Annotated in this window: 14 protein-coding genes; 5 read left to right on the top strand and 9 right to left on the bottom strand. The window is 49.7% G+C overall.

Translation table 11 applies throughout. The annotated features are described in order from the left end of the window. Window positions 1–7 precede the first annotated feature (7 nt). Together DHAF_RS02720 and DHAF_RS02715 are read left to right on the top strand one after the other, a co-directional pair. On the top strand, window positions 8–1213 hold the full coding sequence (locus tag DHAF_RS02720) for an MFS transporter (RefSeq protein WP_005809937.1): 1206 nt from the start codon (window positions 8–10) through the stop codon (window positions 1211–1213). Between the two features lie 626 nt (window positions 1214–1839). Then, on the top strand, window positions 1840–3561 hold the full coding sequence (locus DHAF_RS02715) for a methyl-accepting chemotaxis protein (protein WP_005809944.1): 1722 nt from the start codon (window positions 1840–1842) through the stop codon (window positions 3559–3561). Window positions 3562–3695: 134 nt separating this feature from the next. Here the strand turns inward: DHAF_RS02715 and DHAF_RS02710 are convergent, their stop codons facing one another. From DHAF_RS02710 to DHAF_RS02680, 7 genes are all read right to left on the bottom strand, one after another. After that, window positions 3696–5150, bottom strand: coding sequence for an MDR family MFS transporter (locus DHAF_RS02710; protein ID WP_015942823.1), 1455 nt, complete (start codon window positions 5148–5150; stop codon window positions 3696–3698). A gap of 299 nt (window positions 5151–5449) precedes the next feature. Further along, window positions 5450–6043 (bottom strand): ATP-dependent Clp protease proteolytic subunit, encoded by a 594-nt coding sequence (locus DHAF_RS02705; protein ID WP_080510884.1) that lies wholly within the window; start codon window positions 6041–6043, stop codon window positions 5450–5452. A 7-nt stretch (window positions 6044–6050) separates the two neighbouring features. Beyond that, entirely contained in the window at window positions 6051–6440 is a 390-nt protein-coding gene (locus DHAF_RS02700) for a helix-turn-helix transcriptional regulator (protein WP_011459161.1), read from the bottom strand. Between the two features lie 202 nt (window positions 6441–6642). Then, a complete protein-coding gene (locus DHAF_RS02695) occupies window positions 6643–8673 on the bottom strand; it encodes an FtsX-like permease family protein (RefSeq protein ID WP_015942821.1) in 2031 nt (676 codons plus the stop codon). Then, complete coding sequence (locus DHAF_RS02690; RefSeq protein ID WP_015942820.1) at window positions 8670–9434, bottom strand: ABC transporter ATP-binding protein; 765 nt, start codon at window positions 9432–9434, stop codon at window positions 8670–8672. Before DHAF_RS02690 ends, DHAF_RS02695 begins: the two co-directional genes overlap by 4 nt. Before the next feature lie 173 nt (window positions 9435–9607). Continuing rightward, window positions 9608–10603: a sensor histidine kinase gene (locus DHAF_RS02685; RefSeq protein ID WP_015942819.1), complete on the bottom strand. Its 996-nt coding sequence runs from the start codon at window positions 10601–10603 to the stop codon at window positions 9608–9610. 96 nt (window positions 10604–10699) lie between these two features. After that, window positions 10700–11392, bottom strand: a complete 693-nt coding sequence (locus tag DHAF_RS02680; RefSeq protein WP_041272034.1) for a response regulator transcription factor — start codon at window positions 11390–11392, stop codon at window positions 10700–10702. A 93-nt stretch (window positions 11393–11485) separates the two neighbouring features. Here DHAF_RS02680 and DHAF_RS02675 point away from each other — a divergent pair, with 93 nt between their 5' ends. After that, entirely contained in the window at window positions 11486–12694 is a 1209-nt protein-coding gene (locus DHAF_RS02675) for an RNA-guided endonuclease InsQ/TnpB family protein (protein WP_011459156.1), read from the top strand. Between the two features lie 255 nt (window positions 12695–12949). On the opposite strand, the gene DHAF_RS02670 is transcribed toward DHAF_RS02675, so the two are convergent. After that, a complete protein-coding gene (locus DHAF_RS02670) occupies window positions 12950–13429 on the bottom strand; it encodes a flavodoxin (protein WP_015942816.1) in 480 nt (159 codons plus the stop codon). A gap of 148 nt (window positions 13430–13577) precedes the next feature. Between DHAF_RS02670 and DHAF_RS02665 the strand changes: the two genes are divergently transcribed. Both DHAF_RS02665 and DHAF_RS02660 read left to right on the top strand, forming a co-directional pair. Continuing rightward, window positions 13578–13961, top strand: coding sequence for a winged helix-turn-helix transcriptional regulator (locus tag DHAF_RS02665; RefSeq protein ID WP_015942815.1), 384 nt, complete (start codon window positions 13578–13580; stop codon window positions 13959–13961). A gap of 120 nt (window positions 13962–14081) precedes the next feature. Next, a complete protein-coding gene (locus tag DHAF_RS02660; protein ID WP_015942814.1) occupies window positions 14082–14372 on the top strand; it encodes a hypothetical protein in 291 nt (96 codons plus the stop codon). Between the two features lie 174 nt (window positions 14373–14546). Here the strand turns inward: DHAF_RS02660 and DHAF_RS02655 are convergent, their stop codons facing one another. After that, window positions 14547–16541, bottom strand: coding sequence for a methyl-accepting chemotaxis protein (locus DHAF_RS02655; protein WP_015942813.1), 1995 nt, complete (start codon window positions 16539–16541; stop codon window positions 14547–14549). Between the last annotated feature and the right edge of the window lie 235 nt (window positions 16542–16776).

The raw sequence follows: 16776 nt of genomic DNA, 5'->3' as shown, positions 1-16776 counted from the left end.
TTACTCTATGAACTCTCAACCAAACAAAAAATTAGGACCTATTGTGGCCATCATGTCAATGTTCATTTTTATCCCTGACTTTTTCATAATCTCAAGTATTCTCAGCAAAATCTCTGAGTCTTATCCCCATATCTCCATGGCCGGTATTACCTATCTGCTCACCTCGGTCAGCCTGGCCCAGATGGCCGGAGCGCTGATTACCGGTGTCGTTCTGGGGCGCAGAATTTCATTCAGAGGGCTGTCCCTCATTGCCATTGCGATCTACGTGATCTTCGGGGGAATGCCTTTCTTCTTTTCCATGTCTTTCGGCGCGCTGATGTTTACCCGGGTTGCTTTTGGCCTGGGTCTGGGCTGCTGGCTTCCCATCTGCCAGTCCTATATTGCCAAATTGTATGACGACGAGGCCAAGCGTGCCGATATCCTCGGCATCGGCATGGCGCTCTTCAATGTCGGACTGATCCTCGGCATTATGGCCGGAGGTATCCTTGGGGCATTTAACTGGCGTTATACCTTCGCCTTTTATCTCCTCGGCAGTATTTCCTTTGTTTTAGTAGCCATTTTTATGAAAGAACCAGTAAATGAAGCGGAAGGAAAAAAAGAAAAGATACGCATCCCCAAGGAGGCTTTCGGAATTATGGGCTTTTTCATACTGGCTCAGTTGATCTTTGGGGTCTTCTCTTCTTACATCAGTTACGTCGTAGCGGAAATCCACGGTACACCCATCCTTGCCAGCACCATGATGACCGCCTTCAGCATCGCCTGCATTGTGATCGCCCTCTTCTTTGGCCCATTGTACCGCCTGGTTAAGCAGTATATCCTCTTGTTTGCTTCAGCCCTTGTCGTCGTCAGCTATGCCCTGCTCTATCTTGGCGGCACTTCCGCTTCCATTCCCTTGTTATTTTTAGGCGCCGTGTGCTGCGGACTGGCTACGAACATGTGCAGCACGGGGGTTGCTATGATGTTAAGCATTACGGTGCCCCAGGCTTCTGTAGCCGCTGCCATGAGCGCCTCCATAATTTGTATGAACGTCGGAACCTTTCTCACCAGCCCTTTTCTGCAAATCATCTCTATAGCTGCCGGTGAGGGGGCCCCCGCCTATACAGCCTATCTCGGCGCCCTTCTGCTCGCCGTCGTCCTGCTGATCATCGCGGTTCCCTTCAGCACAAAACTCAGAAGAGCTGCCAAGGCAAAGGAAACTATGCCAGCTGCTTAAAGTGTTTAAAGAGCACAAAACTCAATTCAAGTAACGAATCAATAAGAATAGACAAGGAGAAAAAAATCACCTTGTCTATTCTTGTTTTTAGTCCTTATTCTCTGTCTTTGACTCTGACTCTTTCTCTTTCGCTAACTCTGCTTTGCATTTGATGCATTTCTTGCTTATCGGGGGATTAAGGGCACCACATTGGGGGCATTTTACTGGCTTTTGAGCGCTGGGTGGTCTAAAACACATTGTTTAATTCCCTCCTCATCATCATTATAAAAAATTTGTCATTCTATGTAATAATGCAAATTTCATGCCACCCAGCCAGTCCGGATTATATGAGGTTCAGTTATTTCAAATTATCATAAATGCGCCTTTTTACTATATTTTAAAGCTACAAAATTACACGCCATGCCCTTGGGGGCTATCCAGCTTTCTCATTCTATGTCATTGCTGCGACAGCCTTTTCGCATAGTGAAAAAACCTATTGGCTGAATGTTATCATATTACGTCCCATTGGCAAGTTATGTGATTAATTTGCTCCCTTTCTACTGCAAACGAAGGATTTTGTTGGTATTTGTCGAATATTGCGCATCACTAGGATTTTTAGCAGAAAAAAATATAGGGGGGACAAGCAGATGAAATGGGTGGAAAATATAAAAACCGTTTACAAGTTGGGGATTCTTGTCATCATTGCCTTCTTTTCCTTAGGTTCTGTCGGGTTTACAGGCTATTACGATCTCAAAATTGCCAACGATAATTTGCAGACAATGTATGAAGATCGCTTAATCCCGGTAAAGATCGCCTACGATACTCGTTCCGATATCCGGGCTATGAACGGCTTCCTTTTGGAATCGATGCTGACCGCTGATCGGGGCAAAAATCAAACCCTTCTGGACTCTATTCAGGAAAAAGGGCAGGGAGTTGAGGATAAGCTCAGCCAGCTGGAAAACCTGAGCCTGGATCCGCAAAGCCAGGAGTTGTTTCTGAAGATTAAAGCCTCCTATAAACAATACGACCAAGTTAAAAATCAGATCGTTGCCTTTGCCAAGGCAAATCTCAATGACAAGGCCTATAACCTCTATGAAACCTCCGGTGGTCATCTGTCAGACCAATTAGTGGAAGATATGCGGGCTCTGGGAGAATACTACGCCAGCCTTTCCCTCCAGGCCAGTCTGGACTATGAAGCAAGCTTTAAACATACTTTGTGGTTTATGGGGGCGATCGTTGCCGCCGCTCTCTTTTTGCTGGCAGGAAGCGGCTATATCATCGCTTCTTCCCTAACCAAACCCCTGGGGACAATGGTCGAAGTCTGCAATGATTTTGCTGCCGGAGATTTCCGGGATAAACAGCGGAGAAGCGGTGCCGGTAGAGAGGATGAGATTGGCCTGTTGTACCAGGCCTTAGCCGCCATGCAGAATAATCTCCGCCCTTTGATCAAAGGAATCTCCACCTCCGCGGAACAGGTAGCGGCCTCCAGCCAGGAGCTTACGGCCAGTTCGGAGCAATCCGCCCAGGCGGCAGGGCTGGTGGCCGCCTCCATTTCCCAGATCGCCTTAGGAGCCGAACAGCAATTGGCGGCTGCCAATGAGACGGCTGCCGTGGTCGGGCAAATGTCCCTGAACATGCAGGAAATCGCCGCCAAAGCCAATCAGGTGACCTTCCAGTCCAGCCATGCCAATGAGCAAGCCAATCAAGGCATCACCACTGTGGAAAAGGCGGTGGCCCAGATGACTCAAATCGAGGGCACAGTCAATTCCTCTGCCGATGTGGTCGCCAAGCTGGGCAGACGGTCTCAGGAAATCGGGGAGATTGTGGACACCATTTCCGGAATTGCGGCCCAGACCAATCTTCTGGCCCTCAACGCCGCTATCGAAGCGGCCCGGGCCGGAGAGCAAGGCCGGGGCTTTGCCGTAGTGGCCGATGAAGTTCGCAAGCTTGCCGAGCAGTCCCAGGAAGCGGCCCGGCAAATCGCCCTCCTGATCGGTGAAATCCAGACCGATACTGAACAAGCCGTTGCGGCCATGAATCACGGAACCCGGGAAGTCAAAGCAGGGACGGAGGCGGTGGATGCTGCAGGCCAGTCCTTCCGGGAGATCGCCCACCTGGTAACCCAGGTCTCGGGCCAATTGCAGGAGATCGCCACAGGTCTTCAGGCCATGGATTCCGACGGCCGGCAAATCTTCAGCTCTGTGCAAAGCATCGATCAAATCAGCACTACTACGGCATCCGAAACTCAGACCGTCTCCGCTGCCACTGAGGAACAACTGGCCTCCATGGAGGAGATCGCCTCTTCCAGCCAATCCTTATCCGAACTCGCTCAAAATCTGCAAAATGAGATCGCCAGATTTAAATATTAGACTTTTAGAACTTGGCTGCAGCTCATGATTAACTTGCACCCTTGTGCAGCAAAAGACAGATGCCACGCCGGAAAACGTGGTATCTGTCTTTCTGACTTCCTGCCCAAATATACGCCCAATCAGTGAAAATCAGCTCAGGCTTGTTTTTCTTTTTTCATTCCAGGCATAGTCATTGCTAAGATCATGGACAGCAGGGTAATGATAATAAAGGCGGCAAACAGGACATGCATGGAACTGTTTAAGGAAAGGGTTATTTGCTTCGCCGCAAGGGCGGCATGGGATAGGTCTGGCTGATAAAGGTTGCCCGGATTGATCCCTTCTATGCCTTGCCGGGTGAAATATTTAGTAATATACAGGTTAAAAATAGTCCCGAACACACTGATGCCGATGGTCTGGCCCAGGGTTCTGAGCAAGGAATTGGTTCCCACCGCAGCTCCCCTTTGGCTGTACTCCGCCGAATCCTGAACGATAATGGTTAAGGCCGCACTGGCTCCGCCGAAACCGATCCCCATGATAAAGCCATAGGCGAGTATGATGGGCAGGGGAGTATCTATTCCTAGAGTGAACAGCAGCAGGGTACTGAGCAGCAGCACAGCATTGGAGGCCAGAATAACATTCTTCCCCCCATACCTGACCAAAAGCCTGCCCAGGATAAAGGAGACGATCAGCCAGGACACCGACATGGGCAGCATAGCTAAACCGGCGGCTGTGGGACGGTATCCCAAAATATTCTGCAGGTAAATCGGCAGATAAACATTGACGCCCATGAGCACGGCATAGATCAGGAAGGAAATCAGATTGACAAGGATCGTCGTTCTGGTAAAGATCGCAAAAGGAATGATGGGTTCCGCCGCTTTTTTCTCGATCTTATAAAATGTATAGAGCAGGAAGAACGTCAACAGGAGCAGCCCGGCTACCCATAAAGAGGGATAGGGAGAAGTGCTCCGATCGAATAAAAAGATGCTTAAGAAGACCACGATGGCTAAGGATAAAGTCAAGGTTCCGGCATAATCAATGCTGGGTTTCTTCTTGGCAAAGGTTTCTTTCAAGGAACTTTGCAGCAGAATGACCGACAGCAGCCCAAAGGGAATATTGATAAAAAAGATCCAGTGCCAGGAAAGCACGTCGATTAAAAATCCGCCGAAAAACGGGCCGACAAGACTGGCGATCCCCCATACCGTGCTTAAGGCACCCTGTATCTTTGCTCTTTCCGCCAGTGAAAAAACATCGCCGATGATGGTAAAGGAAACCGTAAATATAGCGCCCGCTCCCAGTCCCTGAATGGCGCGAAAGACAATCAGCATAACCATACTCTGGGCTAATCCGCATAAAAAGCTGCCCGCCAAAAATATGATAATGCCGATGGAGAGGATATTTTTCCTGCCGTACAGATCGGCAAGCTTGCCATAAGCCGGTGTGGATAAGGCCGAGGTTAATAAATATACCGAAAAAACCAGGCTGATAAATTCAAATCCCTGCAAATCCCTGGCGATCGTAGGGGTAGCCATGGTAACAATCGTTCCCTCAACCGCCGCTAAAAACATAGCCAGCATAAGGGATAGTATTAAAGGTGTCTTTCTTATATTCATTATCTTATGTTCCTATCTTTTTGTCATACCCAGTGGCCGTACCCGGCACAGGGATTAAAGCCGTTCTCATTATATGAGCGGTTCACACACCTGTCAAGGAATAACTTGCCGAGGCCCTTAAAACAAAAAAACGGTGGCCTAAACAGTTCGTCCCGGATTGAATGCATGTTCAATCCGGGACGAACAAATCCTGACTCCCTATAGATAAGCTATTTAGTACTCCGCAACACCTAATTCTTCATATTTCCGGGCAATGCAATTTTTAAGTGTTACAGAGTACTCGTTTTAATCCGCGAATATCACAGGATTTTGTCAATCAATCCATAGTCCTGGGCCTGCCCGGCCGTCATATAATAATCTCTCTCCATATCCTTCTGGATTTTTTCCAGGGGCTGGCCTGTAAGCCTGCTATAGGTCTCATTCAGCTTCTCCTTGGTTTTGGTCAGCCAGTCGCTATGGATTTTAATATCGGTGGTTTGTCCCTGGAGCCCGCCGGATATTGACGGCTGATGAATCAGCACTTCACTGTTTGCCAAGGCAAAGCGTTTGCCTTTCGCCCCTGCTGCCAGGAGCAGGGAGGCGGCACTCCCCGATTGGCCTATGCTGATGGTGGAAACATCGCATTTAATATAGTTCATTGTATCCATAATGGCCAATCCGTCCGTTACGGAACCACCGGGGCTGTTAATATAGAAATGAATATCCTTATCACAGTCGGCGGATTCCAGAAAAAGCATTTGGGCGATAATCAAGCTTGCTGATTCATTGGTTACCATGCCATTAAGCATGACGACGCGATCATTCAGCAGTCTGGAAAAGATATCGCAGGAGCGTTCCCCGCGGGATGTTTGTTCGATTACCATAGGTACAAGCTGGCTCATCTTAACCTCCATAGGCTGTTTACGCAACCATATCCACGATTTTAGTGAAGGAGCTGAAATTAATAACCTTAGTGGGCTTTCTGCTTCCGTGGATTTTCCGGTATTTCCCAGGTGCCAGTCCATAAATCCTCATAAAGGCTCTTGTAAAGGATTCCTGAGAAGCATACTGATATTTCAGGGCGATATCAATGATGGGCTGCTCAGTTTCAACAAGCTCCTCGGCAGCCTTCGCCATCCGCCTCCTGGTTATATATCTGGTGACGGATTCGCCTGTTACTTTGTGAAAAAGCCTGTGATAGTAATATTTCGACAGGTAGGCTTTTTGGGCAAGGTCCTCAAGGTCAATCCTGTCATCCAGATTTTCTTCAATATAGTCAAGGGAATCATACACCTTGGCACGATAATCCATATACTTTCTCCTTTCCAAGAATCTGTCATCATTATATACTCAAACGGCGATTCGTTCTTGATAATTTTTGCTTAAAATAAAGAGCGTACGCCAACGTTCATTAGGTTCTGAACATTGGGCGATACGCTCTTCTTCTCCAGGCAAGCTCTGATAACGTCCAAGGGGGGTCTCCAAGCAGGGAGAGCGCATCAGGGCATGTGTCCTAATGCTCCACCCCGCCGCTGACAATACTGTAATAAGCCCGGGAAGTAAACACATACACCAGCACATAAAACAAGGTGAATACCAGATAGCAGCCTACCGTGACGGCAGCGAGCAGACTTGTATTGGTCAGGCTGAACAGCGCCATCAGCTTGGAAATCATGGGAAAGGCAAAGGTTATATGAACGCCCGCGGCAGCCAGGGGCAGAAAGAACACCGTCAGCACCTGGGAATTGATGCTCTTGCGGATTTCCCTTCTTGTCATGCCTACTTTCTGCATGATGTCAAAGCGGGCCTGATCCTCATAGCCTTCACTGATCTGCTTATAGTACATAATCAGCACTGCTCCCAGGATAAAGACGATCCCCAGCAAAACCCCGAGGAAAAGCAATCCCCCATACAGAGCATAGAAATCGGCCCGCTCCTGAGCGACAGAATGGATACTGGCGGCGGGAAACTGGGGATCTTCCAGCTGCATCCGGCTGACCGACTCCGCAATATCCTCTCTCAGGGCAATCTGCACCTCCTCGGCAAGGTTCAGATCAAACCCGTAATAATGATACAGACTGGATGCCCTGTCTCCGTAAATCTCCCTCTGTTTCTCAAAAACAGCGTCCATGTAGGCAAGCTCCGGGACAACGATAAAGAAGGAAGGAACAACCTGCATACCATCCATACCGTTATCTACAAATTTCGACACAGTCTTTTTGATCTTCAGGGTGCCGGCCCCGGCCACCTCAAGTCTGTCATAGGCATAATCCCCCTTGCTGGAGTACAGGAGGATCTCGTTTTGGCCCAGAGTTTCCCCGGCTCCTGTCAGCCGGTTATAATCCTCCAGGGGAATGATCAACAACTGCCGGAGGTTGGCCGAATCCTCATTCCGCAAGGTCTGACCCTGTTCGCGCTTGAAGCTCACCTGCTCCCCTTCCAGATATCCGGTCACCCCCAGATAGCGGTAACTAAGACTGTTTTCCGGCTGGAGGCCCCTCTTTTCCAGAGCTTTGTCCACAGCCCCGGTCAGGGCAGCGGTATAAGCCGGATCGATGGAGTGGATCTCCACCTCCACCTGCCGGGGATACCGGGAGCGCAGACTGTCCTCCGCTCCTATATACAGGCAGACCGTCGAGGACAGCATCACCAGCACCATGGTGGAGAGGATGCAGATGGAAGCCAGCCCGGCCCCGTTGCGTTTCATACGATAAACCATGGAGGAAACGGAAACAAAATGACTGGTCTTGTAATAGTACCTTTTGTTCTTCTGCAAAAGCCGGCAGAAGACCACGGAACCGGCAATAAACAGCAGGTAAGTCCCTATGATCACCATCACCACCGCCACAAAGAACCAGAGCATGGCCGCCAGGGGCTGCTGAATGCTGAGGGCCAGATAATAGGCTCCGGCCAGAATGAGCACTCCCGGCAAAGCCAGGGCCCAATTAGCCTTGGGGGGCTTTTCCCCCACGGTGTCGCTGCGCAGCAGCTCCACGGGCTTGGAGACATGAATCTGCCGCAGCCCATTGAGCAGAATCAGCAGAAAAATAGCGGCAAAGAGGAGGGCGGCCTCTAAAAGGGATGGCCAGTCCACGGAAAATCCGGATTGGATGGTGCTCTTGAGCACATGAGCCAGGGACAGCTCGGCAACCTTGGCAAAGAGGACGCCGCAGAACAGGCCCCCGGCCACCGAAACAGTCCCGATCACAAGGCTCTCCCAGGTAAGAATCCGGGCCAGGTTCCATTTGCCCATGCCGAGAATATTATAAAGGCCAAATTCTCTTTTCCGTTTCCGAATCAAAAAGGAGTTGGTATAAAACAGGAAGATCAAGGAAAATACTCCCATGACCCCCCGGCCCAAAGTCAGGATCGCCTGCAGGGAACCCCCGCCGGGCATGGCGCCCACGGCAGGATTGACCGCTAGAAAAGAGATGATGTAAAACATCATGACCATACCCATGCAGGTCAGTATATAAGGCAGGTAAAGCTTGCGGTTTTTGGCCATGGCGGTCAGGGCCAGTCTGAGATAAAGTCCCCCTGTCATGGTCTGTCCCCCCCTGTCGCCAGCAGGGTAAGGGTATCGGATATCTTCTGATACAACGCCTCATTGCTGCTGTTCCCCCGGTAAATCTGGTGAAATACCTCCCCATCTTTAATGAACAGCACCCGGCCGGCATGACTGGCCGCCTTGACTGAGTGGGTCACCATCAAAAGGGTCTGCCCCTCCCGGTTGATCTCCCCAAACAGGCGGAGCAGTTCATCCGTGGCTTTGGAATCCAGAGCTCCGGTAGGCTCGTCCGCCAGGATCAGCCGGGGATTGGTAATCAGGGCCCGGGCTACCGCCGCTCTCTGCTTCTGTCCCCCCGATACCTCATAGGGATATTTGGCAAGCAGCTCCACAATCCCCAGCTTCCTGGCAATGGGGGTGAGCCGTGCTTTCATTTCCGGGTAGGATTTGCCGGCCAGGACCAGAGGCAGGAAGATATTATCCTCAAGAGAAAAGGTGTCCAGCAGATTAAAATCCTGAAACACAAAGCCTAAATTATCCCGGCGGAAGGCGGCAATGTCAGACTCTCTGATCTTGCTCAGATTGTGCCCGTCGAGAAGGACCGTGCCCCCGGTAGGCTTATCCAGAGCAGCCAGAATATTAAGCAGAGTGGTTTTGCCGGAACCCGACTCCCCCATAATGGCTACGTACTCTCCCTTTTCCACGCTGAAGGACACACTGGCCAAAGCCTGAATCTTCTGGCTCCCAAAGCGGGTGGTATACACTTTTTCTAAATGATTGACTTCTAAAATCGTCATTAATTTCTTCTCCTCCGTTATCTGCAAATCCAAGGCTGAGACACGCTCATCTTTCCCCCATGATTTGGCTGCAAGTAAACATGTCCTGACTCTAGTTTACGCAAAACAGGGAAATATCCGCCATGGCTTTGGCTTACATTTCCCCGTTTAACCTTACTTTTTTGCAAGGTTGCTTATTCTATTGCCAATTCAGCGCTTTGCAGATCGAGCCGGATCTCCGTGCCCCTGCCGGCAGCAGAAACGGCGGTGATCTCATGGCCCAGATTGCGGCAGATCCGGCGGCAGAGGTAGAGCCCTATGCCGCTGGCTTTCTTATCTGTGCGCCCGTTAAAGCCGGTATAGCCCTTTTCAAAAATCCGGGGCAGGTCTTCCGGTGCGATGCCCATGCCGGTATCCCGGATGCACAGGGTTTTCGGCTCTTCCAGGGTAATGGCGATGGTCCCGGACCGGGTGTACTTAAGAGCGTTGGACAGGATCTGCTCAATGACGAACAGGAGCCATTTTTCATCCGTCAAAACCCAGCAGTTCAGGGGTTCATACTCCAGCCGGATCTTCCGGCGGATAAACTGAGAAGCATATTTGCGCACCGCCTGTTTGATTATGCCGTCCAAATCATACTCCCGGATCAGATAATCCGTGGCGGGAGCCTCCAGCCGCAGATAGCAGAGGACCATTTCCACATAGTGTTCAATGCGCTGAAGCTCCTCCCTCAGCTCCCGGCTGTGTGGGGTGTCCCCCTGCTCCCCTTGCAGAAGAAGCCCCATGGCGGCGATAGGGGTCTTGATCTGATGGGCCCATACCGTATAGTATTCTACCAGATCCGTATACCGCTGGCGCATGTGGCCGGTCAGCTGCAGCTTATCTTCATAAAGAACCCGGATGACGGCCTGATAGTCTTCCTCCAGGGGTCCCCAAGGCTGGGGAAGACCGGCGGCGGTCACCGTGATTTCCCGGCGCAGAGCCTCCAGCCGTTTATGCCTCTCATAAAAAGCCCTGTAATCCAGAACCACCAGGATCACGCCCAGAAAAGCACAGAGCACCGCTCCGTAACCCACTGCTTCCACCGGCAGTTCATAAAGGGCAAACACTATAGCAAAGATGAGGCAAAAGCCCAGGAATGCTCCGATAATTTTACACTGTGACTTCAGATAAGAGAAAAACAAGTCCATCGACCGGCTCCTTATTCCAGCTTACCGGACCCTCTTCACTGGGCCGGTGTTTCCCTTCCCCACTCTGCCGGGCAATCCCGCTCTGCCCGGCGCCTTTCACTCAATCAGATAGCCCAACCCTTTTTTGGTAATGATAAAATCCTTCAACCCTGCGGCCTCCAGTTTCTTGCGCAGGCGGGTCATGTTGACGGTCAGGGTATTTTCATCCACAAAGCTGTCCGTTTCCCACAGCCGCTGCATCAGGGTATCCCGGCTGACCACCCTGCCCTTGTTTTCCATCAGGGCCTGGAGGATGCGGTAATCGTTTTTCGTCAGTTCGATATGCTGTCCCTGATAGGTCAGGCTGGCGTCGGCCGTATTCAGCAAAGCTCCGCGATGTTCCAGGATCTTGACCTGTCCGGCGAAGTGATAGGTCCGGCGCAGAATGGCCTGTATTTTGGCTGTGAGCACATTCAGATCAAAGGGCTTGGCGATAAAGTCGTCTCCCCCCATGTTCATGGCCATGACGATATTCATGTTGTCCCCTGCCGAGGAAATGAACATAATGGGGACCTGGGACACTTTGCGGATCTCCCCGCACCAGTGGTAGCCGTTATAAAAAGGCAGGGCGATGTCCAGCAGCACCAGCTGGGGGTCCAGTGCGGCGAACTCAGCCAGGACGTTCCGGAAATCCTCCACACAGCGGGCTTCCAGACCCCAGGACTGGATATGTTTGCGGATAGCCTCGGCAATGGTGGCATCGTCTTCCACAATCAGAATTTTATGAACGTACGGCGAGAAGACTCCCACCTCTAAGGTGTTGAGATGAATCGCCGACCTCAAACTATCATCGAACAATTGTTCCCAATCTCCTTTCTTTATGGTAAAATATAGCCAATATGGATGAAGGAGGTGTTCCTCATCATTCGAGTCTATAAACTCCCTTTCCGGACTTCCCAAGACAATCTCAATCGTCTCTATGCCTGTAATCGCATTTCCGCCCAAATTTGGAATCAGTGCCTCGACTTAGCAAAAGAGCATGGACAAAGAACCAACACTTGGCTAAGCCGCAAAGAGCTCCACTTAGCTACAAAAGGACGATATCCCATCCACAGCCAATCCATCCAGGCAGTCTATGAAAAATATCTCGATGCCCGTGAAAACGCCCTGCAAGCGAGAGCCTTAGGCTACACCCAAATCCGCTACCCCTATAAAGAAAAGCATCATTTCAACACCCGTTGGAAAAAAGATGGCTTTCGTATCGGTGAGAAGGGCCGCATCGAATTAAGCCTGGGGCTTTGGGAGGGGAAGCGTCAGAAACCCATTACCGTCCGTGTTGCTCACTGTCCTCCCGGACAGATTAAAGAAATTGAGCTTGTCTATGACCGAGGTCTCAAATTAGCCATGGCCTTTGAAGACGGTATTTCGCCCAAAGCGAATCCTGCTCAGGGCACAGCAGCCATTGACTTAGGCGAAATACACACCCTCGCTTCAGTCACTGACCAGGGACAAGGTCTCCTCATCACCGGGCGCAAACTTCGCAGCATCAAACGGTTACGGAATAAGAAGTTGAAGGAACTGCAGCGAAAGATGGCCCACTGTCAAAAAGGTTCCCGCCAGTGGAAAAAATACCGGCGGGCCTTCCATTATGTCCTTAGTAAGAGTGAGGCTCAACTCACCGATGCCCTCCATAAAACCACCCGTGAATTCGTCCGTTGGTGCCTGGACAACGCCGTCAAGGATGTAGTCATAGGAGATGTAGAAGGAATCCAGCGTCACACGTCACCGAAGAAGAAACAGACTCAGCGGAAGCGTTCGCGAAGAATCAACCAGAACCTCTCCCAATGGACCTTTGGTAAAACCCGGCGCTATTTACAGTATAAATTGGCTGCTGAAGGAATCAGCCTGAAGAAAGTGGATGAAGCCTACACTACACAAACGTGCCCCGTTTGTGGGAAGAGGCGTGTGCCCTCTTCCAGAACATATCACTGTGGCTGTGGTTATGTACAGCATCGGGATCTGCATGGAGCGGGTAATATCTTAACCCAACACCTGTATGGCCACTATCAAGCGATCGTCTTGAAAGACTACAAGTATCTACGGATCGCCTGAAGGCGGGAAGTAGTAGACGCCATGAACCTGGCCTCTATGCCGCAAGACATAGAGTTGCTGGCTGAAGCCGAGTGATGGACTCACGCCCTAAGGGGTGGGGTAAGCCAAATGGACTATCCATTGAGACAGGCATAAGGTATTAGCCAGAAGCCCCGATCCTCTTAGTGCAGCGTAGGTCGGGGAGGTTCACACAAACTATCCCCTTCTTACACATACAGGTGATTAGTACGAACAGCTTAAAAAGCTCTGAGTTTATCATAACTGCTTCAGGCAGGAAAGGCAAAGAAGCCAATCTTGAACTTGCTGTTCTTCAAAATCGCCTGTCACAGCCAATCCTGGCAGCAACTTCGCATCAGGGCATTCCTGAGCTATATTGATCTCTATTTGCCCAAATCCCCCGCCGCCATGGGTGCAAAAGGGAATAACCGTTTTCCCCTTCAAATCAACGCTGCGCAAAAAGCTCAGGATCGGCGGTGCAAACGATTTAAACCAATTCGGTGTTCCGATAAAGATATAGTCATAATCATCGATGGGCTCATTTCCAGACAATAGCTTAGGACAGTATCCCCTTTCGATTTCAGTTCTTGCTTCTTTTGTTGCGCCATTATAGGTAAATGAATAAGGTTTTTCCGGAATTAATTCTCTGATATCTCCATCGGTAATAATCGCTATATCCTCTGCTAAACTCCTTGTTGTACCGGAATAAGAGTAGTATACAATCAATGGTTTGCTCATCCATAGTCCCTCTCTGCTCCTGCTTATTAGGTAGTTTATGCTTGTCTTGTTCTATCTTAAGGGCCATGAGCTTATGGTGTCCAGCACATTGCTGATTTAACTATCATTTGCTATAGTCACTAAGTAAATGAGAAGTGAGGAGATCATTATGAAATATGAACCTAAAATCGAAAAAGAAATCATGTGTCCCATCGAATACGGCCTTGATGTCTTCGGCGGGAAGTGGAAAGCGAGAATATTATGTGTGCTTTCTACAAACACAGTGATTCGCTATAATGCCATCAGAAAAGAACTGGGCAATATTACCGATGCGGTCCTTGCCGCTATGCTTAAAGAGCTTATTGCCGATGAATTAATTGAACGGACACAATATAACGAAATTCCTCCCAAAGTAGAGTACGCACTGACAGACAGAGGACGCTCAGTGTTGCCGATTCTTCAGAACATCTGCCAATGGTCACGACAGCAGACCAAAGATGAATTGGAGAAAAAACTTCCCCCCTGTAAAACTTGCGACCAGCTTAAAAAATAGTTACTATTAAATTTATTAGTCACTCATAAAATTCCTAATATATTGAGCGTTCATAGTGGGTTTGTTATACTCCAGTCATGGTCAAACCCCTAAAAATTAACGCCAATGGAGGAATGGAACATGAGTGTAAAAGCATATCTTGAAATCACTATGGTGATTAAGGAAGCCGATCGCCCGGCGGCCGGAAAAATCTATGCTGACTACCGGCAGCCTTTCTTGCGCCAGATCAAAGGCGCTCTTACCAAAGACCTGCTTATCCGCGGGGAAGATGTACAAGTTCTGCATGGCTTTGACAGCGTGGAAAATGCCCAGGCCTACTTAACCAGTGATATGTTCAAAAATGATGTTTTCCTTGGTCTTAAGCCCCTGTGGAGTGCCGACCCTGATGTAAAAATTTATACTGTTGCTTAGGTTAAGCTCCATCCATGTATAGAACCAAAAGCCTGCCTCTCGACGTTAAAACGTTTGGCGGCAGGCTAATTTTCCTTTGGCAGGACTGGATACGTTTGCGATGGTCTCCGCGCTTCCCTTCTTGTGCATACAGGTAATGGGAATGAACAGTTTGAATGTTCCTTGCTCAACGTTTTAAACCGTAAATTTGCTGAGACTTACCTGCAGACTTTCCGCCATTGCAGCCAGGTTCTGACTGGAAGCGGCGATTTCCTCGATGGATGCTGTCTGCTCTTCGGTGGCGGCAGATACTGTTTGGGAGGTGTCCATATTCTCTTTGGTAATGCTCTCCAGACTGCGGACGGCTTCAACGATGCTCTGGCTCCCTTGGGCAAGCTGCTGGATGGCGGTTGAAATCTCCGCCACTTGGCTTGATACCATGCTCATAAGGGTATCGATATCTTCAAAAGCCCCCCCGGCGGTATTGACCACTTCTATGCCCGCTTGAATATCTTCACTGCTTAATTCAATCGCCGTCACCGCATCCGTAATATGGGACTGATTCAGGGTGATACGCTGGGCAATCTGCTTAGCTGCGGCCTGAGACTGTTCGGCCAGTTTGCGCACTTCTTCGGCTACTACGGCAAATCCCCGGCCCTGCTCCCCCGCTCTGGCGGCTTCAATAGCCGCATTCAAAGCCAGCAGATTGGTTTGTTCCGCTATTCCCGAAATCACATCATTGATTTCACTGATTTCCTGGGAACTGACAGCCAAGCGGCCCACGGCGCTCTGAACCTTCACAGAGACTTCGCCTATATTCTTCATTTGTTCCACAGCCCGCAGCGCCGATTTCTGTCCTTGAGAAGAAGCCGTCGCCGCTTCTTTTGTTTGTTGGGCAACTCTGTTGCTGTTGACCGCCAATTGTTCTATGGTGACTGAAATTTCTTCGACGGAGGCGGTTATTTCATCCACGCTTTTTTCCTGATTTTCCGCCCCCAAGGCTAAATTGGTTATGGTGCTGGCCACTTCACTGGCCGCTTTGGCCTGCTGCTCCGCACCGGTGGTCAGTTCCTGGGAGGAGGCGGCCACCTGTTCGGCCAGAGCGCCGGCAGTGTTTACCAAGTCCCGCAGACTCCCCAGCATGGTGTTCAGGGCGTCCCCTACAAGGCCCACTTCATCCCTGCTCTTGACTTCCACATCTTCTACGGCCAGATTTCCTTTGGCCACTTCCTGAATTTTATCCACCAACTGATTGAGGGGGCCGACAATATTGCGGGTGAATCCATAAGCAGCAACGATCCCGATCAAAAAGAAGGCAAAGGAACAGATAATCAGGATTTTCCTCAGATTATCGACCCCAGCCATAACTTCCTTCTGTGGAGCAGTTACGGCTAATGACCAGGTTGTTCCCTCCACAGGAGCGTATCCTGTATATTTTTTTATCCCTCCGTAAATATATGAACCCACACCGCTTTCTCCGGCGACCATTTTCTTTTGCAATGCCGCAAAATCGGCCAGTCCGGGGTCTTTTTCAGCATTTTTAAAAATATTGTCCATGGTTTTAACCTTTTCAAGGTCCGCATTGGCAATGGCCGTACCCTGACCGTTGATCACAAAAACAGCTCTGGAGCCGCCCAGTTCTATAGACTGGGTAAACCTGGACAACTCGTAGCCGTCACGGGTGGCAATTAAAGCACCGATGATTTGGCTGCCATGTTTGACGGGGACCGCATAAGCAGTAATTACGGAGTCGTCAACCTTGCTTGTTTTGGGATCGGAGGCTACGGCTTTGCCGGCTATGGCTTCCTTGAAGTAGTCCTGATCGGCGATATTGACCCCGGCCACTCCCTGACCGTTGATTAAGTTTCCCTCTAAGTCCGCAATCCCCAAATCTATATATCCTGCCCGTTGGATTTCACTTTTCAAAACCCTTACTTTTTCTTCCGCGGGCACCTCCGGGTCCTTAATCGCCTCCAGGTTGGCGAGGAGTTCTAATAAACCAAGCTGTCTTTCCAGGTCGTTCTTCAATGCCAGCGCCGTCTCCCGGGAAACTATCTCCAACGATTGATTGACCTCTTTGAGTACCGCTTGAGAAGAAAAATGATTGCTGATAAACCCAAGGCTTCCACAAACGATGATGAGAAGAATACTGATCAAGAACACAAATTTTGTAGCCAGACTTTTCAACACCTGATCTCTCCCTTTTGGTTACTTGCATAACCTTATTCTGAGCAATTATTTACATGTAATTGCGGCTTCTTTTATAAAGTTGCAATAATCGTGCCAATCCAAGAAATTCCCATTTTTTACGGACAGAAGCCCCTCCATCGAGGTAAATCAGTCCTAAATTGTGACAATATTTTCATATTGCGACATTTTCCTTATGTTTTATGATCAAGAAAAACCGAGGCGAGCCTCGGTTTTT

Origin of the sequence: Desulfitobacterium hafniense DCB-2 (assembly GCF_000021925.1) — a bacterium.
GTDB classification, from domain to species: Bacteria; Bacillota; Desulfitobacteriia; order Desulfitobacteriales; family Desulfitobacteriaceae; genus Desulfitobacterium; species Desulfitobacterium hafniense.
The sequence above is the reverse complement of the archived record's forward strand: the minus strand, read 5'-3'. Positions and strand labels throughout refer to the sequence as shown.

Coding starts and splice junctions, on each gene's coding strand:
- DHAF_RS02670 (WP_015942816.1), bottom strand. CDS start 13,429: ATGAGCAAACCATTGATTGTATACTACTCTTATTCCGGTACAACAAGG.
- DHAF_RS02690 (WP_015942820.1), bottom strand. CDS start 9,434: ATGACGATTTTAGAAGTCAATCATTTAGAAAAAGTGTATACCACCCGC.
- DHAF_RS02695 (WP_015942821.1), bottom strand. CDS start 8,673: ATGACAGGGGGACTTTATCTCAGACTGGCCCTGACCGCCATGGCCAAA.
- DHAF_RS02720 (WP_005809937.1), top strand. CDS start 8: ATGAACTCTCAACCAAACAAAAAATTAGGACCTATTGTGGCCATCATG.
- DHAF_RS02660 (WP_015942814.1), top strand. CDS start 14,082: ATGAGTGTAAAAGCATATCTTGAAATCACTATGGTGATTAAGGAAGCC.
- DHAF_RS02675 (WP_011459156.1), top strand. CDS start 11,486: ATGAAGGAGGTGTTCCTCATCATTCGAGTCTATAAACTCCCTTTCCGG.
- DHAF_RS02705 (WP_080510884.1), bottom strand. CDS start 6,043: ATGGAGGTTAAGATGAGCCAGCTTGTACCTATGGTAATCGAACAAACA.
- DHAF_RS02685 (WP_015942819.1), bottom strand. CDS start 10,603: ATGGACTTGTTTTTCTCTTATCTGAAGTCACAGTGTAAAATTATCGGA.
- DHAF_RS02665 (WP_015942815.1), top strand. CDS start 13,578: ATGAAATATGAACCTAAAATCGAAAAAGAAATCATGTGTCCCATCGAA.
- DHAF_RS02710 (WP_015942823.1), bottom strand. CDS start 5,150: ATGAATATAAGAAAGACACCTTTAATACTATCCCTTATGCTGGCTATG.
- DHAF_RS02715 (WP_005809944.1), top strand. CDS start 1,840: ATGAAATGGGTGGAAAATATAAAAACCGTTTACAAGTTGGGGATTCTT.
- DHAF_RS02700 (WP_011459161.1), bottom strand. CDS start 6,440: ATGGATTATCGTGCCAAGGTGTATGATTCCCTTGACTATATTGAAGAA.